The organism is Pseudomonas protegens (assembly GCF_013407925.2).
Taxonomy (GTDB): Bacteria; Pseudomonadota; Gammaproteobacteria; order Pseudomonadales; family Pseudomonadaceae; genus Aquipseudomonas; species Aquipseudomonas fluorescens_AP.
In genome coordinates this window covers 1758274-1776734 of record NZ_CP060201.1, presented here as the reverse complement: position 1 = coordinate 1776734, position 18461 = coordinate 1758274, and the positions used below count along the sequence as shown (strand labels likewise).

Annotated in this window: 21 protein-coding genes and 1 pseudogene; 7 read left to right on the top strand and 15 right to left on the bottom strand. The window is 62.7% G+C overall.

Annotation, left to right across the window (positions count from 1 at the left end):
• Position 1: 1 nt before the first annotated feature.
• From GGI48_RS08360 to GGI48_RS08350, 3 genes are all read right to left on the bottom strand, one after another.
• A complete protein-coding gene (locus GGI48_RS08360) occupies positions 2-1717 on the bottom strand; it encodes a proline--tRNA ligase (protein WP_179597838.1) in 1716 nt (571 codons plus the stop codon).
• Between the two features lie 129 nt (positions 1718-1846).
• Positions 1847-3412 (bottom strand): AmpG family muropeptide MFS transporter, encoded by a 1566-nt coding sequence (locus tag GGI48_RS08355; protein WP_016965533.1) that lies wholly within the window; start codon positions 3410-3412, stop codon positions 1847-1849.
• A 42-nt stretch (positions 3413-3454) separates the two neighbouring features.
• Positions 3455-3808 carry an MGMT family protein gene (locus GGI48_RS08350; RefSeq protein WP_179597836.1) on the bottom strand — a complete coding sequence of 118 codons (354 nt, stop codon included), beginning with the start codon at positions 3806-3808 and terminating at the stop codon, positions 3455-3457.
• 159 nt (positions 3809-3967) lie between these two features.
• Here GGI48_RS08350 and GGI48_RS08345 point away from each other — a divergent pair, with 159 nt between their 5' ends.
• A complete protein-coding gene (locus GGI48_RS08345) occupies positions 3968-4975 on the top strand; it encodes a DUF481 domain-containing protein (RefSeq protein ID WP_179597834.1) in 1008 nt (335 codons plus the stop codon).
• Between the two features lie 106 nt (positions 4976-5081).
• On the opposite strand, the gene GGI48_RS08340 is transcribed toward GGI48_RS08345, so the two are convergent.
• On the bottom strand, positions 5082-5291 hold the full coding sequence (locus tag GGI48_RS08340; protein ID WP_002554837.1) for a cold-shock protein: 210 nt from the start codon (positions 5289-5291) through the stop codon (positions 5082-5084).
• Positions 5292-5642: 351 nt separating this feature from the next.
• Between GGI48_RS08340 and dcd the strand changes: the two genes are divergently transcribed.
• The gene (dcd, locus tag GGI48_RS08335; RefSeq protein WP_016965530.1) at positions 5643-6209 is read left to right on the top strand and encodes a dCTP deaminase; all 567 of its coding nucleotides are present in this window, start codon (positions 5643-5645) and stop codon (positions 6207-6209) included.
• 105 nt (positions 6210-6314) lie between these two features.
• Entirely contained in the window at positions 6315-6527 is a 213-nt protein-coding gene (locus tag GGI48_RS08330; RefSeq protein ID WP_103739560.1) for a hypothetical protein, read from the top strand.
• A 69-nt stretch (positions 6528-6596) separates the two neighbouring features.
• Here GGI48_RS08330 and GGI48_RS08325 read toward each other — a convergent pair whose 3' ends face one another.
• From GGI48_RS08325 to GGI48_RS08300, 6 genes are all read right to left on the bottom strand, one after another.
• Positions 6597-7361, bottom strand: a complete 765-nt coding sequence (locus tag GGI48_RS08325; RefSeq protein WP_042941216.1) for an ABC transporter ATP-binding protein — start codon at positions 7359-7361, stop codon at positions 6597-6599.
• A gap of 14 nt (positions 7362-7375) precedes the next feature.
• Entirely contained in the window at positions 7376-8494 is a 1119-nt protein-coding gene (locus GGI48_RS08320) for a succinylglutamate desuccinylase/aspartoacylase family protein (protein WP_179597832.1), read from the bottom strand.
• A gap of 24 nt (positions 8495-8518) precedes the next feature.
• The gene (locus tag GGI48_RS08315) at positions 8519-9229 is read right to left on the bottom strand and encodes an ABC transporter permease (RefSeq protein WP_016965526.1); all 711 of its coding nucleotides are present in this window, start codon (positions 9227-9229) and stop codon (positions 8519-8521) included.
• Positions 9226-9954, bottom strand: a complete 729-nt coding sequence (locus GGI48_RS08310) for an ABC transporter permease (RefSeq protein ID WP_016965525.1) — start codon at positions 9952-9954, stop codon at positions 9226-9228. Before GGI48_RS08310 ends, GGI48_RS08315 begins: the two co-directional genes overlap by 4 nt.
• Positions 9955-10010: 56 nt before the next feature.
• Positions 10011-10793 (bottom strand): transporter substrate-binding domain-containing protein, encoded by a 783-nt coding sequence (locus tag GGI48_RS08305; RefSeq protein ID WP_016965524.1) that lies wholly within the window; start codon positions 10791-10793, stop codon positions 10011-10013.
• 331 nt (positions 10794-11124) lie between these two features.
• On the bottom strand, positions 11125-13554 hold the full coding sequence (locus tag GGI48_RS08300) for a penicillin acylase family protein (protein WP_179597830.1): 2430 nt from the start codon (positions 13552-13554) through the stop codon (positions 11125-11127).
• Between the two features lie 266 nt (positions 13555-13820).
• On the opposite strand from GGI48_RS08300, the pseudogene GGI48_RS08295 reads away from it, so the two are divergent.
• Positions 13821-13946 (top strand): annotated as a pseudogene (locus GGI48_RS08295) (cysteine hydrolase); the annotation flags it as partial.
• Between the two features lie 36 nt (positions 13947-13982).
• On the opposite strand, the gene GGI48_RS08290 reads toward GGI48_RS08295, so the two are convergent.
• The 4 genes from GGI48_RS08290 to GGI48_RS08275 are packed head-to-tail and all read right to left on the bottom strand — an operon-like array spanning position 13983 to position 15710.
• A complete protein-coding gene (locus tag GGI48_RS08290; RefSeq protein WP_007923047.1) occupies positions 13983-14183 on the bottom strand; it encodes an SEC-C metal-binding domain-containing protein in 201 nt (66 codons plus the stop codon).
• A 6-nt stretch (positions 14184-14189) separates the two neighbouring features.
• Positions 14190-14675, bottom strand: coding sequence for an LEA type 2 family protein (locus GGI48_RS08285; protein ID WP_016965284.1), 486 nt, complete (start codon positions 14673-14675; stop codon positions 14190-14192).
• Positions 14676-14731: 56 nt separating this feature from the next.
• On the bottom strand, positions 14732-15208 hold the full coding sequence (locus GGI48_RS08280) for a YchJ family protein (RefSeq protein ID WP_047302164.1): 477 nt from the start codon (positions 15206-15208) through the stop codon (positions 14732-14734).
• Positions 15209-15212: 4 nt separating this feature from the next.
• The gene (locus GGI48_RS08275; protein WP_016965282.1) at positions 15213-15710 is read right to left on the bottom strand and encodes a DUF6231 family protein; all 498 of its coding nucleotides are present in this window, start codon (positions 15708-15710) and stop codon (positions 15213-15215) included.
• A 190-nt stretch (positions 15711-15900) separates the two neighbouring features.
• On the opposite strand from GGI48_RS08275, the gene GGI48_RS08270 reads away from it, so the two are divergent.
• From GGI48_RS08270 to GGI48_RS08260, 3 genes are all read left to right on the top strand, one after another.
• The gene (locus GGI48_RS08270; RefSeq protein WP_016965281.1) at positions 15901-16590 is read left to right on the top strand and encodes an OmpA family protein; all 690 of its coding nucleotides are present in this window, start codon (positions 15901-15903) and stop codon (positions 16588-16590) included.
• A gap of 248 nt (positions 16591-16838) precedes the next feature.
• Complete coding sequence (locus GGI48_RS08265) at positions 16839-17120, top strand: DUF1145 domain-containing protein (protein WP_016965280.1); 282 nt, start codon at positions 16839-16841, stop codon at positions 17118-17120.
• On the top strand, positions 17113-17871 hold the full coding sequence (locus GGI48_RS08260) for a collagen-like protein (RefSeq protein WP_179597828.1): 759 nt from the start codon (positions 17113-17115) through the stop codon (positions 17869-17871). Before GGI48_RS08265 ends, GGI48_RS08260 begins: the two co-directional genes overlap by 8 nt.
• A 57-nt stretch (positions 17872-17928) precedes the next feature.
• Here GGI48_RS08260 and GGI48_RS08255 read toward each other — a convergent pair whose 3' ends face one another.
• Positions 17929-18393, bottom strand: a complete 465-nt coding sequence (locus GGI48_RS08255) for a CopD family protein (RefSeq protein WP_047302168.1) — start codon at positions 18391-18393, stop codon at positions 17929-17931.
• Positions 18394-18461 lie beyond the last annotated feature (68 nt).

The following is an 18461-nucleotide window of genomic DNA, read 5'->3' as shown; positions in this document are numbered from 1 at the left end:
TTCAGCGACGGATACGGGCTTGGAGGAAGGACAATACGTCGGCCACGGGCAGCGCTTGCGCCTGGGCTTCGGTACGGCTCTTGTATTCCAGGTTGCCTTCGGCAAGACCGCGGTCACTGACCACGATCCGGTGAGGAATGCCGATCAGCTCCATGTCCGCGAACTTGATGCCCGGGCTGGTTTTCTTGTCGCGGTCGTCCAGCAGCACTTCAAAGCCGGCGGCAGTCAGTTCTGCGTAGAGTTTGTCGGTGGCTTCGCGAACCTGCTCGGTTTCGTAGCGCAGCGGTACCAGGGCGATCTGGAACGGTGCCAGGGTGTCGCTCCAGATGATGCCGTTTTCATCGTTGTTCTGTTCGATGGCGGCAGCCACCACGCGGGACACGCCAATGCCGTAGCAGCCCATTTCCAGGGTCACCGGCTTGCCGTTCTCGCCCAGCACTTCGCACTTCATCGCCTTGCTGTACTTGTTGCCCAGCTGGAAGATGTGCCCGACTTCGATGCCGCGCTTGATTTCCAGGGTGCCCTTGCCATCAGGGCTCGGGTCGCCGGCCACTACGTTGCGCAGGTCGGCCACGGTTGGAACCGGCAGGTCGCGCTCCCAGTTGACGCCGAAGTAGTGCTTGTCGTCGATGTTGGCACCGACGCCGAAGTCGCTCATCAGCGCCACCGAACGGTCGATGATGATCGGCAGTGGCAGGTTCACCGGGCCCAGGGAACCGGCGCCAGCGCCAATGGCGGCACGCAGTTCGGCTTCGGAGGCCATGACCAGCGGACTGGCGACGCCAGGCTGGTTGGCGGCCTTGATTTCGTTCAGTTCGTGGTCGCCACGGATGATCAGGGCGATCAGCTTGCCGGCTTCCTCGGCGTGCACCACCAGGGTCTTGACGGTCTTCTCGATTGGCAGGTTGTAGCCTTCCACCAGCTGGGCGATGGTTTTCGCGTCTGGGGTGTCAACCAGGCGCATCTCTTCGGTCGGCGCCGGGCGCGAGGTTTCGCGCGGCACGGCTTCGGCCTTCTCGATGTTCGCGGCGTAGTCGGAGCCGTTGCTGAAGACGATATCGTCTTCGCCGGACTCGGCCAGTACGTGGAATTCGTGGGAGCCGGCGCCGCCGATGGAGCCGTTGTCTGCTTCAACCGGGCGGAACTTCAGGCCCAGGCGGGTGAAGACGTTGCAATAAGCCTGGTGCATGCGGTCGTAGGTGATCTGCAGGGACGCCTGGTCGGCGTGGAAGGAGTAGGCGTCCTTCATGATGAACTCGCGGCCGCGCATCAAGCCGAAGCGTGGGCGGATTTCATCGCGGAATTTGGTCTGGATCTGGTACAGGTTCAGCGGCAGCTGCTTGTAGCTGCTCAGCTCGTTGCGCGCCAGATCGGTGATCACTTCTTCGTGGGTCGGGCCGGCGCAGAAATCGCGACCGTGACGGTCTTTGAAGCGCAGCAGCTCCGGGCCGTACTCTTCCCAGCGACCGGATTCCTGCCACAGCTCAGCCGGCTGAGTGCTCGGCATCAACACTTCAAGCGCGCCCGCGGCGTTCATTTCTTCGCGAACGATGGCTTCAACCTTGCGCATCACCCGCAAGCCCATCGGCAGCCAGGTGTACAGGCCGGAAGCCAGTTTACGGATCATGCCGGCGCGCAGCATCAGCTGGTGGCTGATCACGACCGCGTCGGAAGGCGTTTCTTTCTGTGTGGCGAGCAAATATTGACTGGTACGCATGGTAGGCCGTTGTCGGTTGCTGAAGACTGGAAGTGACGGAGCATTGTACGGGCGAGTTCCGCTGGCGTACAGGATTGCGCTTGGAAGGGGCGGGAGCGACGGAAAGCGGCTCGTAACTCCCGGGATTTTCTACGATTCTTCGCCGACGGCGGTGCTGTTGGCGGGGCTTTCCGGCTCGGGTTTGGGCCCGGCACGGCGGCTCTCCTGGAACCAGTGAATGGCGATCAGGATCAGCGTCGGCACCCCGAGTATCGCGGTGATAAGGAAGAAGTCGTGGTAGCCGAACTTTTCCACCATGACTCCGGAATAGCCGCCGATCAGGCGCGGCAGCAACAGCATGATCGAGCTGAGCAGGGCGTACTGGGTGGCGGAGAACTTGAGGTTGGTCAGGCTCGACAGGTAGGCGACGAAGGCTGAAGTGGCCATGCCTGAACTGAAGTTGTCCAGGGAAATGGTGACAACCAGCATTTCCAGGTTCGGGCCCATGCCGGCGAGCATGAGGAACAGCAGGTTGGTGGCGGCGGAGGCGGCGCCGCCAATAAACAGGATCGGCAGGATGCCGAAGCGCACGATCAGCAGGCCGCCCATGCCAGCCCCGAGCAGGGTCATGATCAGGCCGAAGATCTTGCTGACCCCGGCAATCTGGTCCTTGGTGAAGCCCTGGTCGATGTAGAACACGTTGGCCATGACGCCCATGACCGTGTCCGACATGCGATAGGTGGCAATCAGTCCCAGCAGCAGGAAGGCTTGCCAGCGATAGCGCAGGATGAAGTCGTTGACCGGTGTCAGCACTGGCGCCAGCCCCCGGCGGCCCATGGCCGACAGGCACAGGGTGGTGAGGGTGATATAGAGGATTGCCCGCAGGAAGGCGCGGTCTTCCAGCAGCAGGTCCAGCAGGCTCATGCCATCGAAGATCACGCTGGCGAAGTCGGTGTTGTAGAGCTGGGTGAAGGTCGCGGGCACCGACACCAGCAGCACGATCAGGACGAATACCGAGATCAACTGGTGAGCGAAGCTGTAGCGCCCTGCCGACAGTTGAGTGCGCAATGGCACTGCTGGTTCACGCATCAGCAGGGTGGTGATCAGCGCGGGGATCATCAGCACGCCGAACAGCACGTAGGTGCCGGTCCAGGCTGAATGCTTGTAGCTGAAGCCGGTGGAGCCGAAGCCTTCGGCGAAGAACAGCGCGCCGGCAGTGGCCAGCAGTACCGCGACCCGATAGCCGGACATGTAGCTGGCGGCCAGGGCGGCCTGGCGGCTGTCGTCGGCGATTTCCAGGCGGTAGGCGTCGATGGCGATGTCCTGGGTCGCCGAGGCAAAGGCCACGATCACGGCAATGGCGATCAGCCAGGACAGGTGCTTTTGCGGGTCACAGAAGCCCATGCCGATCAGGCCGAGAATCACCAGGGTCTGGGCCAGTACCAGCCAGGAGCGGCGCCGCCCGAGCTTGCCCAGTATGGGCAGGCGCCATTGGTCAAGCAGCGGGGACCACACCCATTTAAAGGCATAGGCCAAACCGATCAGGCTGGCATAACCGATGGTTTCGCGGGCCACACCGGCCTCGCGCAACCACACCGAAAGAGTCGAGAACACCAGCATGTAAGGCATGCCGGCAGCGAAACCAAGCAGCAACAGCACGAGCGTCGAGGGGCTGGCATAGGCGGCAAGTGCGGCGCGCCAGGTTTTACGGGGCATGGGCTGAAGTCTGCCTCAGGTTACGGAAACAAAGCGCGCACTCTAACCGCTGTGCTCTACCGGGCGCCAGCCATGGCGCTGAATATCCACGCGATTATTCCGGATAGTGACGCCTTCATCGCGCAGTCTGGCGCGCTGCTCGTCGCCTGATGGGCTGCCGACCGGCAGGCTGATGCGGCCGCCGGCGCCCAATACCCGGTGCCACGGCAGGCGGGTGTCGGCCGGCAACTGGCTGAGGGTGCGGCCAACCCAGCGCGCGGCGCGGCCCAGGCCAGCCATTTCTGCCAGCTGGCCGTAGCTCACCACTTTGCCTGTGGGAACCTGGGCCAGGGTCAGGTACAGCGCCGTGCGTCGGATTTGCGCCGGGTCCTGCGGGGCTTCGCCGTGTTCGGTCACATTCGCGGTTCCAGATTAATGAAGGGCCGTGGATCGGTTCAGAGGATAAGGACTGACTGCATATTGAACTCATTCTCAATACCCGGGTCAGTCCTGACTAAGGCGTGTTCAGCAGGAATAATGCCGTTTTTTTTCGCAAGATCGAGCCCTGTATTACCTATGTTGCCTAGAACGTTGTTGTGTTTCGCGGTGCTCAGCGCCTCCATGCCTGTCCTGGCTGATACCGTCTGGTTGAAGAACGGTGACCGCCTGAGCGGCAAGATCAAGGTTTTCGATGGCGGCAAGCTATTGCTCCAGACCGACTATGGCGGCGCCATTTCCATCGACTGGAAACAGGTCAAGACCCTGGAAAGCGATCAGGAACTGCTGGTCAAGCAGGATGCCTACATCGGGGAGAAGGCCAAGTCGCTGCAGGCGGCGGAGGAGGGCAAGGTCATTCTTGCCAATGGTGAAGCGCCCAAGACTGTGGAGCTGGCGAGTATCCAGCAGATCATGAAGCCCAGGCCGCTGGTCGAGGACATGGTGTGGAAGGGCAATATCGACGTGGCGATGGACTACAAGCGCGCCGAGAAGGATACCGATGACTACGACATCGACTTCAAGACGTCGGCGCGCCATGGCGCTTGGCGCCACAATGCGCAGGGTGAGTACAACCGTGAGTTCCAGAATCACGTGGTGACCACCGACAACTGGAGTGCCGAATATGCCCTGGACCGTTTCATCACTGAAAAATGGTTCTGGGAAGGACGCCTGACCTACAAGCGTGACAAGGTCGAGGAGTTGTCGCGACAGCGGGTGGTGGGTACCGGCCCTGGCTACCAGTTCTGGGATGATGAATTGGGGGCGTTCTCCCTGGGCTCGCTGCTTAACCGTACAGATTACGAATACGCCGATGGCGGCAAGGACAACTTCTATTCCCTGGCGATGAAGTGGGATTACAACCGCTATCTGATCGGCAAACGGGTAGAGTTCTTCACCAATGGCGAAATCGGGCGACCGCTTTCCGGGGTGGCCGACTATGCGTTGGATGCCGAGATGGGGCTGCGCTACAAGGTTACCGACTGGGCGTCGTTGAACCTGAAGGCGGAAAAGGACCTGATTCGCGGCACCGAAGACAGCGATCTGGACAAGACCCGCTATACCGTGGGCTTTGGCGTGACCTGGTAACCCTGGGTGGCCCGGGCGCCTTTCTCGTGAGGGTGCCGACAAAAAAACACCGGGCACAAAAAAGCCCCGCTGTTGAGGGCGGGGCTTTTTACTGGATCAGTACAAGTTAGATAACTTGTACTTCTTCAGCTTGCATGCCTTTCTGACCGCGGGTAGCGATGAAAGAAACCTGTTGGCCTTCTTTCAGGCTTTTGAAGCCGTCGGATTGGATAGCTTTGAAGTGTACGAACAGGTCGTCACCGGATTGTGGAGTGATGAAGCCGAAGCCTTTTTCATCGTTGAACCACTTAACGGTACCGGTTTGGCGATTAGACATGGTGTATCTCCTTGGACAAAGTTAACTGCGACTCAGGAAAAGCCCTGGCCGAGACTGAGTGCAAAGAGCAGGAAAAATTCTTGGAGATGGTTGGATCGAAATTCAACATCGTGTAGAGATTCTCAGTGACACAAGCAGCACAGTGGCGCCACCTTAACCCTTTTTCCTGAACGTGCCAATGGCTAGAGCCAAGGTTTCTCGGTTTTCGTGACTGACGGCCCGTCGTTCGTCGCCGAACCCTTGAAAAACCTGGTGTCAGGCGAGAAAAACGCCCCGGACTTTGAACCCGACCCCGCGCCCCGGTAAGATGCCTGACCGTTTTTTTCACCTCGCTATTTCAGGACACCCGCCATGAGCATCAAATCGGACAAGTGGATTCGCCGCATGGCGCAAGAGCACGGCATGATCGAGCCCTTCGTAGAGCGCCAGATGCGTGGCGAAGGCCCGGATCGGCTGATCTCCTTCGGGGTGTCGAGCTACGGCTACGACGTGCGTTGCGCCGATGAATTCAAGGTGTTCACCAACATCAATTCGGCCACCGTCGATCCGAAGAACTTCGATGAAAAGAGCTTCGTCGACATCAAGAGCGACGTCTGCATCATCCCGCCGAACTCCTTTGCCCTGGCCCGCACCGTCGAGTACTTCCGCATTCCGCGCAACGTACTGACCATCTGCCTGGGCAAGAGCACCTATGCCCGGTGCGGCATCATCGTCAACGTGACCCCGCTGGAACCCGAGTGGGAAGGCCACGTGACCCTGGAATTCTCCAACACCACCACCTTGCCGGCGAAGATCTACGCCAACGAAGGCGTGGCGCAGATGCTGTTCCTGGAGTCGGACGAAGAGTGCGAAGTGTCCTACAAGGACCGCGGTGGCAAGTACCAGGGCCAGCGTGGCGTAACCCTGCCGCGCACCTGAGTGCGTCCGTCTGACAAATAGCGGGAATTCCTGAGCGGACCCACACTCTATTGGGTGTATTTCCGGTATGCGCGAGGCATGCCGGGCCCCGCTCAGGAGTGCCCCATGAAGATAGATCCGCGAATCAGCGCCACCTTGGCCAAGCTGGAACCCAATCAGGTCGGGCTCTTGGCCTGGACCCTGCTGGCTCATCCCAGCGTCGAGATGGCGGGTGGCATTCCCGGTCAGCCCGACCCGGATACCCCGCAACCCCTCGAACCCCAGGAACCAGGCGAGCCGACCTTGCCCGACGAGCCGCCACCCGCGCCCGTGGCCTGAACCTTCCCGTCGCCGCTCGACGCCCCGCCCGCGGCACATCGGTGCGGACGGGGGCATTATGGGTGTTCGCTACTTCAGGTTGCCGCTGAGAAACTGCTGCAGGCGCTCGCTTTTCGGGTGACCCAGCACCTCCTCCGGGGCGCCTTCCTCTTCCACCAGGCCCTTGTGCAGAAACAGCACCTGGCTCGACACCTTGCGTGCAAAGCTCATCTCGTGGGTGACCATGATCATGGTCCGGCCTTCTTCGGCCAGGCCCTGGATCACCTTGAGCACCTCGCCCACCAGCTCCGGGTCCAGGGCCGAGGTCGGTTCGTCGAACAGCATGACCTCCGGTTCCATGGCCAATGCCCGGGCGATGGCCACCCGCTGTTGCTGGCCGCCGGACAGGAAGGCCGGGTACTGGCCGGCGACCCGGGCCGGCAGGCCGACCTTGTCCAGATAGCGCCGGGCGCGCTCCTCGGCCTCCTTGGTACTGACCCCCAGCACCCGGCGCGGGGCCATGGTGATGTTTTCCAGCACGGTCATGTGGCTCCACAGGTTGAAATGCTGGAACACCATCGCCAGGCGCGTGCGGATCCGCTGCAGCTCGGCCGGGTCGGCCACGTGCATGCCGTGACGATCGCTGACCATGCGGATCGGCTGGCCATCCAGGCTCATGGCGCCGTCGTCCGGGGTTTCGAGAAAGTTGATGCAGCGCAGGAAGGTGCTTTTACCCGAGCCGCTGGCGCCGATCAGGCTGATCACGTCGCCGGTCTTGGCCTTCAGAGACACACCTTTGAGCACTTCATTGTCGCCATAGCATTTGTGCAGGCCTTCAACGGTCAATTTGTACATGGTGGCTTGCATCCTCAAGGCGAAAGTAGATAGCCGCTGCGATAGGCTTCGCGGCCGGCGACATGGGCGATCACCATGCCGGCGGTGGCCATGCGCCGCAGCGAGCGGGCGTACAGGAGCCCGGCGTTGTTGCAATGGATAGGGGTGACCCGGTCGTGGATCGGGTCGATGATTTCAGCCACCTGCTGTCCGGCTTGCAGGTATTGCCCCGGCAGTGCGGTGAACACCAGCAGCCCGCCCACCGGCGTTGCTAGCGGTTCCACTCCCGCCAGCGGCGTGGCCGGGAAGGGCAGCTCAGGCAAGGGCGGCGCCTCGGCGGCGATGGCGCCGACATGGGTCAGGTAATCCAGCATGGCCTGGCAGTCGAGACGGGCCAGGTCATGATTGACGTCGCCTTGGCCGCGCAGTTCGACGGTGACCGCAAAGCTGCCCGTGGGAATGGCAAAGCGTTCGCCGAAGCGCTGTTGCAGTTGCCACCACAGCAGACTGAAGCATTCATCGAACGACCAGGCCGCCGAGTCGGTGGCCAGCAGGCAGGCTTGGGCGCCGATGTAGCGGGCCAGGGGCTCGACCTGTGGCCAGGCTTGGGGGGTGGTGTACAGGTGCGCCACGGCTTCGAAGTCGCAGTGCAGGTCCAGCACCATGTCGGCGTCGCAGGCCAGCCGTTGCAGGGTCAGGCGCAGGGATTGCAGTTGCGTCTCGGGTCGTTGCCGGGCCAGGGCGTCGGCCAGGTGCCGGCGCACCAGACCGAGGTTGTGCTGGGGATCGTGATTGAGCAGTCCTTCGACGGCGTTGCCCACCTCTTCGCTGAGATCGACGAAGCCGCGATTGAAGTTCTGCCCGCTCTCCAACTGATAGCGACCCAGGGGCACGTCCATCAGTATCTGTTCCAGGCCTACCGGGTTGGCCACCGGCACCAGAGCGATTGCATGCCGCAGGCGACCTTCGGCTTCCAGTTCCGTCAGGCGCTGCTTGAGGTGCCAGGCCACCAGCATGCCGGGCAGTTCATCGGCATGCAGGGAGGACTGGATGTAGATCTTGCCCGGGGCCTGGGCGGGGCCGAAATGAAAGCTGTGGACCTGGCGCGCGGTGCCCGGCAGGGGGGCGATCAGGTCGTGGATCTCGTGGCGCATTGACGGTTTTTCCTGCTGCAAGTCCTAGTGGGTCGGTCCGAGAAAGGCCAGCCAGCGGCGCTCGGCGAGACGGAACAGACCCACCAGGGTGAAGGTCACGCACAGGTAGATGAGGGCGGCAATACCGAACGACTGAAAGGTCAGGAAGGTCGCCGAGTTGGCGTCCCGGGCGATTTTCAGAATGTCGGGAATGGTCGCGGTGAAGGCCACCGTGGTGGAGTGCAGCATCAGGATCACTTCGTTGCTGTAGTAAGGCAGCGAGCGGCGCAGGGCCGAGGGCATGATCACGTAGGCATACAGCTTCCAGCCGCTCAGGCCGTAGGCCTTGGCCGCTTCGACTTCGCCGTGGGCCATGCTGCGGATCGCCCCGGCGAAAATTTCCGTGGTGTAGGCACAGGTGTTCAGGGCGAAGGCGAGGATGGTGCAGTTCATCGCGTCGCGAAAGAACGCATCCAGCAGCGGTTGCGCGCGGATCGCGGCGATGCTGTAGATCCCGGTGTAGCAGATCAGCAACTGGATATAGAGCGGCGTGCCGCGAAACAGGTAGGTGTAGAACTGCACCGGCCAGCGGATGTAGCGCTTGGGTGAAACCCGGGCGATGGACAGCGGGATCGACACCAGAAAGCCAATGCAGATCGACGCTGTGAGCAGCCACATGGTCATGGCCAGCCCGGTCATGTGGTAACCGTCGCTGTAAAGGAAGGGACGCCAGTATTCCTGCAGGAGTTCGATCATCGCACGGCCTCCCGGGCGCCGGCGGCGTAACGCCGTTCAAGCTTGCGCAGGACAACGTTGGAGGCGCTGGTGATCAACAGGTAGATCAGCGCCGCCAGGACCAGAAAGTAGAACAGCTGATAGGTGCTCTTGCCGGCGTCCTGGGCGGCCTTGACCAGGTCGGCCAGGCCGATGATCGACACCAGGGCCGTGGCCTTGAGCATCACCATCCAGTTGTTGCCGATGCCCGGCAGGGCGAAGCGCATCATCTGCGGGAAGACCACGAAGCGAAAGCGCTGGCCGCGTTTGAGGCCATAGGCGGTGGCCGCTTCCACCTGGCCCCGGGGCACCGCCAGGATCGCCCCGCGAAAGGTTTCGGTGAAGTAGGCGCCATAGATGAAGCCCAGGGTGATCACCCCGGCGCTGAAGGGGTTGATCTCGATGTATTCCCACTCCATGAAATCGGTGAAGGAGGTCAGCCAGGTCTGCAGGCTGTAGAAAATCAGCAGCATCAGCACCAGGTCCGGCACGCCGCGGATCAGGGTGGTGTAGAGCTGGGCCGGAACCCGCAGCAAGGCCAGGCTGGAGAGTTTGGCGCTGGCGCCGATCAGGCCGAGCAGGACGCTGACCAGGAGCGACAACACCGACAATTTGATGGTCATCCAGGTGCCTTCCAGCAGCAGGGGGCCGAAACCCTTCAGGCTGAAGGCGGAAAGCCCCAGGTTTTTTAGAAGTTCTTCGAGCATCGATCAGTGACCCGTCGCGATAAAAAAGGCGCCCATCGAAGATGGGCGCCGACCGGTTATTTACCGCTGTAGAGGTTCAGGTCACCGAAGTGTTTTTTCTGGATGGTGGCGTAGGTGCCATCATCGTGTAACGCTTTGATACCTTTATCCAGGAGCGCTTTCAGCTCTTTGTTACCTTTCGAGATACCGACGGCGGTCTTGGCCGGCAGCAGGGGGTCTTCCACCGGCTTGCTGACTTCGTAGTCCGCGCCCTGTGGCGATTTGAGGAAGCCCAGCTCGGCTTGCAGCATGTCCTGGATCGAGGCGTCGAGGCGCCCGGAAGTCAGGTCGGCGTAGACCTGGTCCTGGTTCTGATAGGCCTGGGTCTTGACCCCGGCCTTGTCCAGTACGGCCTTGGCATAGGCTTCCTGAATGGTGCCCTGCTCATAGCCCACGGTCTTGCCCTTGAGCGAGGCGGTGTCTGCGCTCAGGCCCGAGCCCTTCTTGAACACGAACGAGGTGGGACCGGAGAACAGCTCGCTGGAGAAATCGATGACTTTTTCGCGGGCCGGGGTCACGGTCATGGAAGAGATCACACCGTCGAACTTGTTGGCTTTGAGGCCGGGAATCATGCCGTCGAAGTCACTTTCGACCCATTTGCACTTGACCTTCAGCTCAGCGCAGATGGCATTGCCCAGGTCGATGTCGAAGCCCACCAGGCTGCCGTCGGCGGCCTTGGATTCGAAGGGTGCATAGGACGGGTCGACGCCAAAGCGCAGTTCCTTGTATTCCTTGGCCAGCGCGGAGCCGGCGGCCATGCAGAGAGCCAGTGCGGAAAGGGTCAGCAATGCTTTTTTCATTATTCAATCCCTAAGAACCAATATGAGCGCTTGTGGCGCATGAGTACTGTTACTGGAACGCATAAGACATATTGAAAGTAGCAATTTCCGAACCAGAGTCCCGAACAAGTGTTTTAAAACCCTTGGGGTGCCGGCTTCAGGGCTGGCGCGCGCTGAAATGGGGCGTGTTTTGGCGCGGGCGCCAATAGGGTGCAAGGTGCACAGTCGATCGCCGGAGGCGCTGGCTTGGGGATCACGCTGGGGCGTAGCGCAGGCGGCGGGGGCGGGTTGTTCGTTTTGGGGCAGGCCCGCTTGCACCGGATGGGCAAGCGGGTGGCAGAGTGTCGGGCGCTTACTTGCCCGGAACCAGGGTCAGGCGGGTCTTGCCGTAGCTGCGCTCGAAGTTCTGCGGCTGCATCGGCAGGCTCAGGTATTGGGCCTTGAGCCAGCCGTCGATGCCATTGGCGTAGTTCGGGCTTGCCGGGTTGCCGGACTGGCCGCTGCTGTTGAGGCCCATCAAGGGTTCGCTGAGGCCGAAATCCACGATCAAGCGCAGGGCCGGGGTGTCGCGGATGACGAAGTCCTGCCCCCAATGGTAAGCGGCGCTGTTGAGGGTGTTGTGATCGCCTCCGGCCTGCATCGGGGCGCGGATCTGCCGGCCACTGCTGCTGGTCCATGAGTAGCTGTGCAGCTTGCCCCATTGCCAGGCCTTGCGGTCGGCTCCCAGCAGTTGCTCGCCGGCATTGATGGCTGCCACCAGGCTGCGGGCGAGGATCGCCGGTTTGTCTTCCTTTTGCGCGCTGCGCGAATCGTCCCAGAACGGGCTGTCTTCCTGACCCAGCAGGTGGTCGGCCTGGGCTGAGTAGGACAGGTTGCCGTTGGCGACGAAGGCCTGCCAGGCGCTGCCGGATTCCGGGCCCAGTTTGTCGAGGAAGATCTGCTTGGCGCTTTCCTGCAGGAACAATTCGTACAGCGCCGCGTCGGCTGAGCCGGCAGTGACCTTGCCATCGAACGCCAGCAGGCGGCTGTAGGCCTCCCGGGCCTTGGCGCGGTCGGCATCGGGCAATGCCTCGATGGCCTTCTTCAGTGATTGAGCCATGCCCGGGGCTTCGAACATCTTCTTCAGCTTGGCGGCGAACAGGGTGCTCTGGTCGTATTGCAGGGCGATCAGGCTGCGGTTGTCCTGCTTGCCGCTGGAGGCCAGTTCGGCCATGCGCTCGGCCCGTTCCGGGGCCTGCCAGGAGTTGGACAACTGCATGCCGTAGCCGCGGGAAATCACCCGCTGGTTGGCGGTGGCGATCCAGCCCTGGGGCGGGTCCTGGTCATAGGGGTGGAGCATCGGGTCGGCGTAGCCGTCCCAGTCGTAGCGGCCGTCCCAGCCCGGGGAAGGCAGCAGGCCTTCGCCTTCGCGACGGTTGGGGAAGCGCCCGGTGACCTGCCAGCCGATGTTGCTGGCATCGGCGAACACCATGTTCAGGGCGATGGCGCGGATTTCCCGGCTGGCGTCCGAGGCTTTCTCGACGTTCTGCGCCCGGGACAGGTCGAAGAAGGCGTCCAGGGTCTTGTCGTCCTTGAGCTCCGGCGTTTGCAGGGCCAGGCCGAAACCGCTGCCCGAAGCCGCGCCCAGGGCGCTGTTGAGCAACGGGCCGTGGCGGGTTTCATACACCGCTTCGCGAATCGGCCGCTGGCCTTTGACGAAATAGGTTTCGTTGCGCACGGCCACCGGCTGCCATTTACCGTTGTTCTGGTAGTACAGGGCGTTGCCCTGGCGTTTGAGTTTCTCCAGGAACAGGTCCTGGTTGTCGCCTTCCACCGAACTCAGGCTCCAGGCCACCTTGCCGTTGAAGCCCTGGAGAATCGCTGGCAAACCGGCGATGGAGGCACCGGCGGCCTGGTACTTCGGTGCGCGGATCTGCGCGTAGTACCAGGCGGGCAGGTGGCTGTCGACGGCCAGCAGGCTGCGGCCGGTGCGGCTGCGCTGCGGGGCGATGGCCAGGTTGCTGCCGCCGCGCACGCCCAGGCTGTTGAGCTGGGCCATGCGGTTGGCGGCACGGCTGACTTCGTTCAGCCCGGGAATGGTGAGGTTCAGCCCCTTGAGTTTGTCGGCCTCGGCCAGCGGCAAGGGTTCATCGGGGTAGCTCGGCGTCAGCCACGGCAGCTTGTCGCTGCCGACCTTTTGCGCCAGGACCAGGGCGTTGATCTCTTCCAGCAGGTTGGCGGACTGGCCGAAATTCAGCAGGCAGAAGATCAGCGCCGAGTCCTCGGCCTTCCAGTACTCGGGGGTATAGCCAGTCGCCGCCAGATCCGGCGGCAGCTTGTCGCGATAGCGGAACAGGTAGGCGTTGACCCCCCGGGCGTAGACTTCGAAGAAGCGCTTGATCCGTGGCGACGAGGCCTTGTATAGCTCGTCGGCGCTTTTCTTCAGATTCACCGCGCGCATCAGGCGGTCGACATCCAGCACCTCGGCGCCGTACATCTCGGCCAGGCGGCCCTGGGCCAGCAGGCGCAGGGTGACCATTTCGCCGATGCGGTCGCTGGCGTGCACGTAGCCCAGGGTGAACAGCGCGTCATGGAAGCTGCTGCTTTCGATCAGCGGCACGCCCACCGCGTTGCGGCGCACCGAGACGTTCTGCGCCAGGCCCTTGAGAGGCTGCACGCCAGACGTCGGGGGCAGGCTGCTCTGTGAGTTCCAGGACTGGCAACCGGCCAGGCTCAAGGCACCGGCCACAGCCGCGGCAACGCCGAGCCGGGGAAGAAAATGTGAAAGGGCTGGCGAGGCCATGGTCAAGCTCCTGCGGGGGGGTAACGTCGATAAAGGCGCTACGTTAGTGAGCGGGCGAGTGCCGCGCAAGCGGGGGCAGGAGGTATTTCTTGATGGTGCTGCAAATAGCCAGCGCCGGTACGTCGACAGTGGCCAGAGCGCGTAGGAGCCGGCTTGCCGGCGAACAGGTTTTATCGGCTTGCACCGTCCTGGCAAGCCGGCTCCTGCAGAGTGATGCTCAGGTGGCAGGATTGACCTGCTCGACCAGGGTACAGACCCGTTCCGTGGCCGGTCGGGCCCGCACTGCCGAGGAGGTGCATGCCATGTCGCTGGCCAATCTGCAGGGCGAGTACGCCACCGTCCTGAGCCAGGAACAGCTCCTGGCCGCAGAGATCGGGCCGCGCTGCCGCTGACGGCGTAGCGCCCTGGCAGTCTGGTCCGGGCTCAGATCAAGCGCCGTGGCACTTCTTGAACTTCTTGCTGCTGCCGCAAGGGCAAGGGTCGTTGCGGCCAACGTCCTTCAGCGCGTTGCGCACCGGCTCCTGGTGCGCGTGGTTGCAGTGCGGGCCGTGAACATGGCCATGGTCGTGATCGTGGTGGTCATGATCGTGGTTGCAGTCAGGGCCATGGACATGAGGTTGCTGGGTCATTGCGGGTTACTCCGGAATAAAATCGCCGGGAATTATCACGCCATTGCGCTTCAGGTGCACGTCCTTGCCGATGAATAATCCGATTTCCAGTTCGCCCTCCAGGCGATAGGGAATGGGGCGTTCCGGCTTGCGCAGCAGTTTCACCACGTCGCGGATCTGCGGCCACAGGTTGGTGCGTACCGGCACCTTGAAGAAGCGGCTGCTGTGGGGCGTGACGGTGAACCAGTGCTCGTGCTCGCCCTCGCTGAGCAGGAAGCGCTCCAGGTAGACCCGGTAAGTCAGGCGGCGCACGGTCAGGTCGCTGTCGTTGGGGTTGTCCACCCGCAGGTGCAGGGTGAAGCGCTGTTCCAGCAGGTTGGCTTTCACCACCTCGACTTTCACCAGATGCACCGCGGGATCCTGTTCCTCAGCGGTGAACCAGGACACGCACCCCGACAGGCTCAACAGTCCGAGCAGGCAGAGGCTTCGAAGGATGCGTAGTTCAACGATCATGGCAGGACTCCCTTTGAATTCCCCGGGCCCGTCCTGGGCCTCTGGACATTCCTGGTTCAGCGGGTGAAGTAGCTGGCGCAGCACTTCTTGAATTTTTGCCCGCTGCCACAAGGGCAGGCGTCGTTGCGTCCGGCCTTGAGAGGGACCGTCGGATCGATGAAGTACCAGCGTCCCTGGTTCTGCACGAAGGACGAGCGCTCACGGTGGCTGTGCTCGCCCTGGCTGTCGTGCCAGCGAGCGGTGAAGGTGACGAAGGCGTGCTCCGGCTGGCCACCGAAGACCTCCGAGCTTTCCACTTGCAGTCCCAGCCAGGTGCTTTGCGCGCTCCAGTCGCTGATGGACTGGCGATCCAGCCCGGCCTGCTGCGCCGGCAGGGTAGTGGCCAGCAGGTAATCCACCTGGCCCAGCACGTAGGCGCTGTAGCGCGAACGCATCAAGGCCTCGGCGCAGGGCGCGGGATGGCCGGCATGGTAGTGGCCGCAGCAGGCATCCAGCAGGTTGCCGCTGCCGCAGGGACAAATCGAGGCGCTCATCGTCTTACCACCAATACTTTCCAAAGTTTTCCGGGTTCGCCCAGAAGCGTGAATTGAGCCAGTCGGGCACCTGTTTGTATTCAAGCAGATCATAGGTAAACAGGGTCAGTACCTGCTGTTCCCGCTGGAAGCGTTCGCTGGCCTGCAGGGCCAGGGAGAAAAAGTCGGTTTCCTGCCAGCCGCAGGCGGACAGGTCGGCCAGTACCGCGATCCGACTGGCATTGAGGTTGCGGATGCCCCCCAGCAGGTTCAGGCCGTCGCGCTTGGGCAAATGCTCCAGGCAGTCCACCGCCAGGGCCAGGTCGAAACGCCGGGCCGCCAGCTCCGCGGGCAGGGGGCCAGGCGCCGCCTGAGCGACCTGAGTACCGGGGTGGGCGTCCTTGAAGGCCGTCAGGGCCGGGAAGTCGCTGGCGCCGATCAGCAGCAGCTGTTGCGGTGCATAGCGATCCAGCAGGGCCGCCAGGGCCTGCTGGGGTGTGCGAGTAGAAATGCCGGCGCTCATCTTAGCTCCTCGATCAGAACGCCCAAGACTAGCGTGCCGCCACCCTCGGGCCTAGAGCGGTTCACCACTTATTACGCGACGCCCCCGTGTTTACGGGGTGAAACCGGCGATGGCCCGGTGCTGGCGCAGATCATTGCCGGGGTCTTTACTCCGTGAATCGGCCTTGAGCCGATCCCTCAGGAGAAATCAGATGAGCATCATTCGGACGGCAGTACCCTTGGTTCTGTTAACCAGTGTGTTGACTGGTTGTGCAGGTTTGCAGAAAACCGACTGGCCGATCTGTGCCGCGGTGGGCGGTGTCACGGGCGCGGCGCTGGGCGCCACCGAAAGCTCCTCGTGGGCGGGCGGTGGCGCGTTGCTGGTCGGTGGCCTGGCCGGCGCCTATTGCTGGGTAAAAGGTGATGGCGACGAGGACGGCGATGGTGTGCCGGACAGCCGTGACAAGTGCCCGCATACCCCAAGGGGCGTGAAGGTCGATGCCAACGGCTGCCCACCACCGCCACCGGTGGTGGAAGAGGTGGTCGTGGTCAAGGAAGAAACCATCGTCATTCGCGACGTGTACTTCCATTTCGACTCGGCCAAGCTGACCGACGCCGACAAGTCCAAGCTCAATACCATCGTCACCCGCCTGAAACAGGAGGCGCCGAGCGCGCAACTGCGAGTGACCGGCCACACCGACAGCGTCGGCAGCGACGCCTACAACCAGAAGCTCTCGGAAAAACGGGCCCACTCGGTGGTGGAGTACCTGATCAGCAACGGCATTCCACGCAACAGCTTCGTCTCGGTGACCGGCGCTGGTGAAAGCAAGCCGGTGGCGGACAACAAGACCGCCGAAGGCCGAGCCATGAACCGTCGCACGGAGATTCAGATCAACCGCTGAAACCCATGACCTGCGCGGCGCCACTGCCGCGCAGGGTCGTTTCGGCTCCCGGCGCTGGGCATGGGTGTCCAGGTCGGCGCCTGTCTTCCCGGTGTTCTTCATCTCTCCGCCGAGTTCGGCCGTGGCGAGTGATCCTCGTCGATCGAGCGGCTAAACAGAGGCTTGGGCAAGAATTTTCATCCTCCTCTGGCGTCCCCCCGGGATAAATCGTTACTGTGCGCGCAAAGAATAATTCACGAGGGGAGCGTATGAAGTTCTTGTGGGGGATGGGTAAATGTCTGACCTTGGTTTTTTGGCTGGTGGTGCTGATCAATCTGGCCAAGCCATTGATCAATCCATTGCACCTGCTGGTCAATCTGGCGGGCAGTCTGTTGCTGTTGACCCATCTGCTGGAACTGCTGCTGTTCAATGGCAGCCTCAAGGACCGTCCGCATCCCTGGCGTGATCGTTGGCAAATCCTGCTCGTGGGCATCTTCCACCTGCAAACCCTTCCCGCTGCTGCTCCTGCTGTCGAGACCGATCATGCGTAAGCTCTGCCTGCTGGCCCTGTTCTGCAGTCCCCTGGCCGTGGCCCAGGTGGTGCAGGTCGAAAGCAACTCCTTCATGCGCCTGCCCAATACCGCCAGCACCCTGCAGTTGGAGCGCCTCGACGTGGCCGACTACGGCACCTTGCTGATTCCGGCCAATGTCACCGAGCTCAAGGTCGATGAGCTGCACCTGGGGCGCGAGGCGCGGATCGCCATCGTGCCCACCGGGCCAAGCCTGCAATTGATTGTCCGGCGTGCAGAGCTGGACAGCGGCAGCCAGATCAGCTCCCGCGGCGCGCCGGGCACCTATGAAAAGGCGCCCAAGCCGGGGCGCAATCTGAACCTGCGGTTCGAATCCCTGAAGGCCGAGACCTTGTCGGTGGACGCTCGAGGCGGTGCCGGTGTTCCCGGCTATGTCGGCCTCGACGGCGCCAATGGCGAGGAGCCGGGGTGCACCTGGGGCCAGGCCGGTCGCGGCGCCGATGGTGACAACGGCGGCAACGGACGACCAGGGGCGGCGGGCGCCCAGGTCCGGCTTGAGTTGCCCCGCGACTTCCCCGGCGAGCAGATCAAGGTGCTGGTCGATGGCGGTGCCGGTGGCCTGGCCGGTGCCGGCGGCAAGCCGGGGGCCGGGGGCAAGTCCAAGGGCTGCCTGGTGTATCGCACCGACGGCGGCAAGAGTGGACGTCCCGGCGCTCAAGGCCAGCCAGGGCCCGCGGGAGAAGCGGGCTCGTTGACGGTCCAGCGTTTGTAACAGGCGGCTTGAGGCCGCGGTTTACCAGGCGCCCGCTCATGTAGCGGGCGCTTGCATTCAGAAGGTCGGTCGGGCCGCGGCCAGGGCCACCAGCACCAGGCCGATGATCAGGTTGCTGCCCACCAGCCGGCGGATCTTGCCCAGCGCCGCGGCGCCGGCCGGCCAGTCCTGCGCCGCCACGGCCTTGCGCAGTTCCGGCAGTTGCAGGGACTGGATGCGGATGAACAGGGCGGTCATCACCAGATACAGCCCCATCATGATCTGCACATACTTGGGCGCGGTTTCAAAGCCGCTGAAGCGCAAATGCAGCAGGCCGATACCGCTGATCGGCAACAGCACCACCGCCGCCCAGACCCAGACGAAAAAACGCGGAAACACTTGCGTCCAGAGCTGCAGTCGAGCCGGTCCCTCAAGGGCCGCCACGGCCGCGGGGCGCAGGACCATCCAGGCGAAAAACATGCCGCCGACCCAAACCAGGGCGGCCAGCACATGCAGGGTGTAGGCAAGGGCGAAAGCGGTCATTCGGGTACTCCGTTCTGCGCGACATGAATTAGCGGGGTATGATAGCGGCCGATTCGAACCACTGAAAA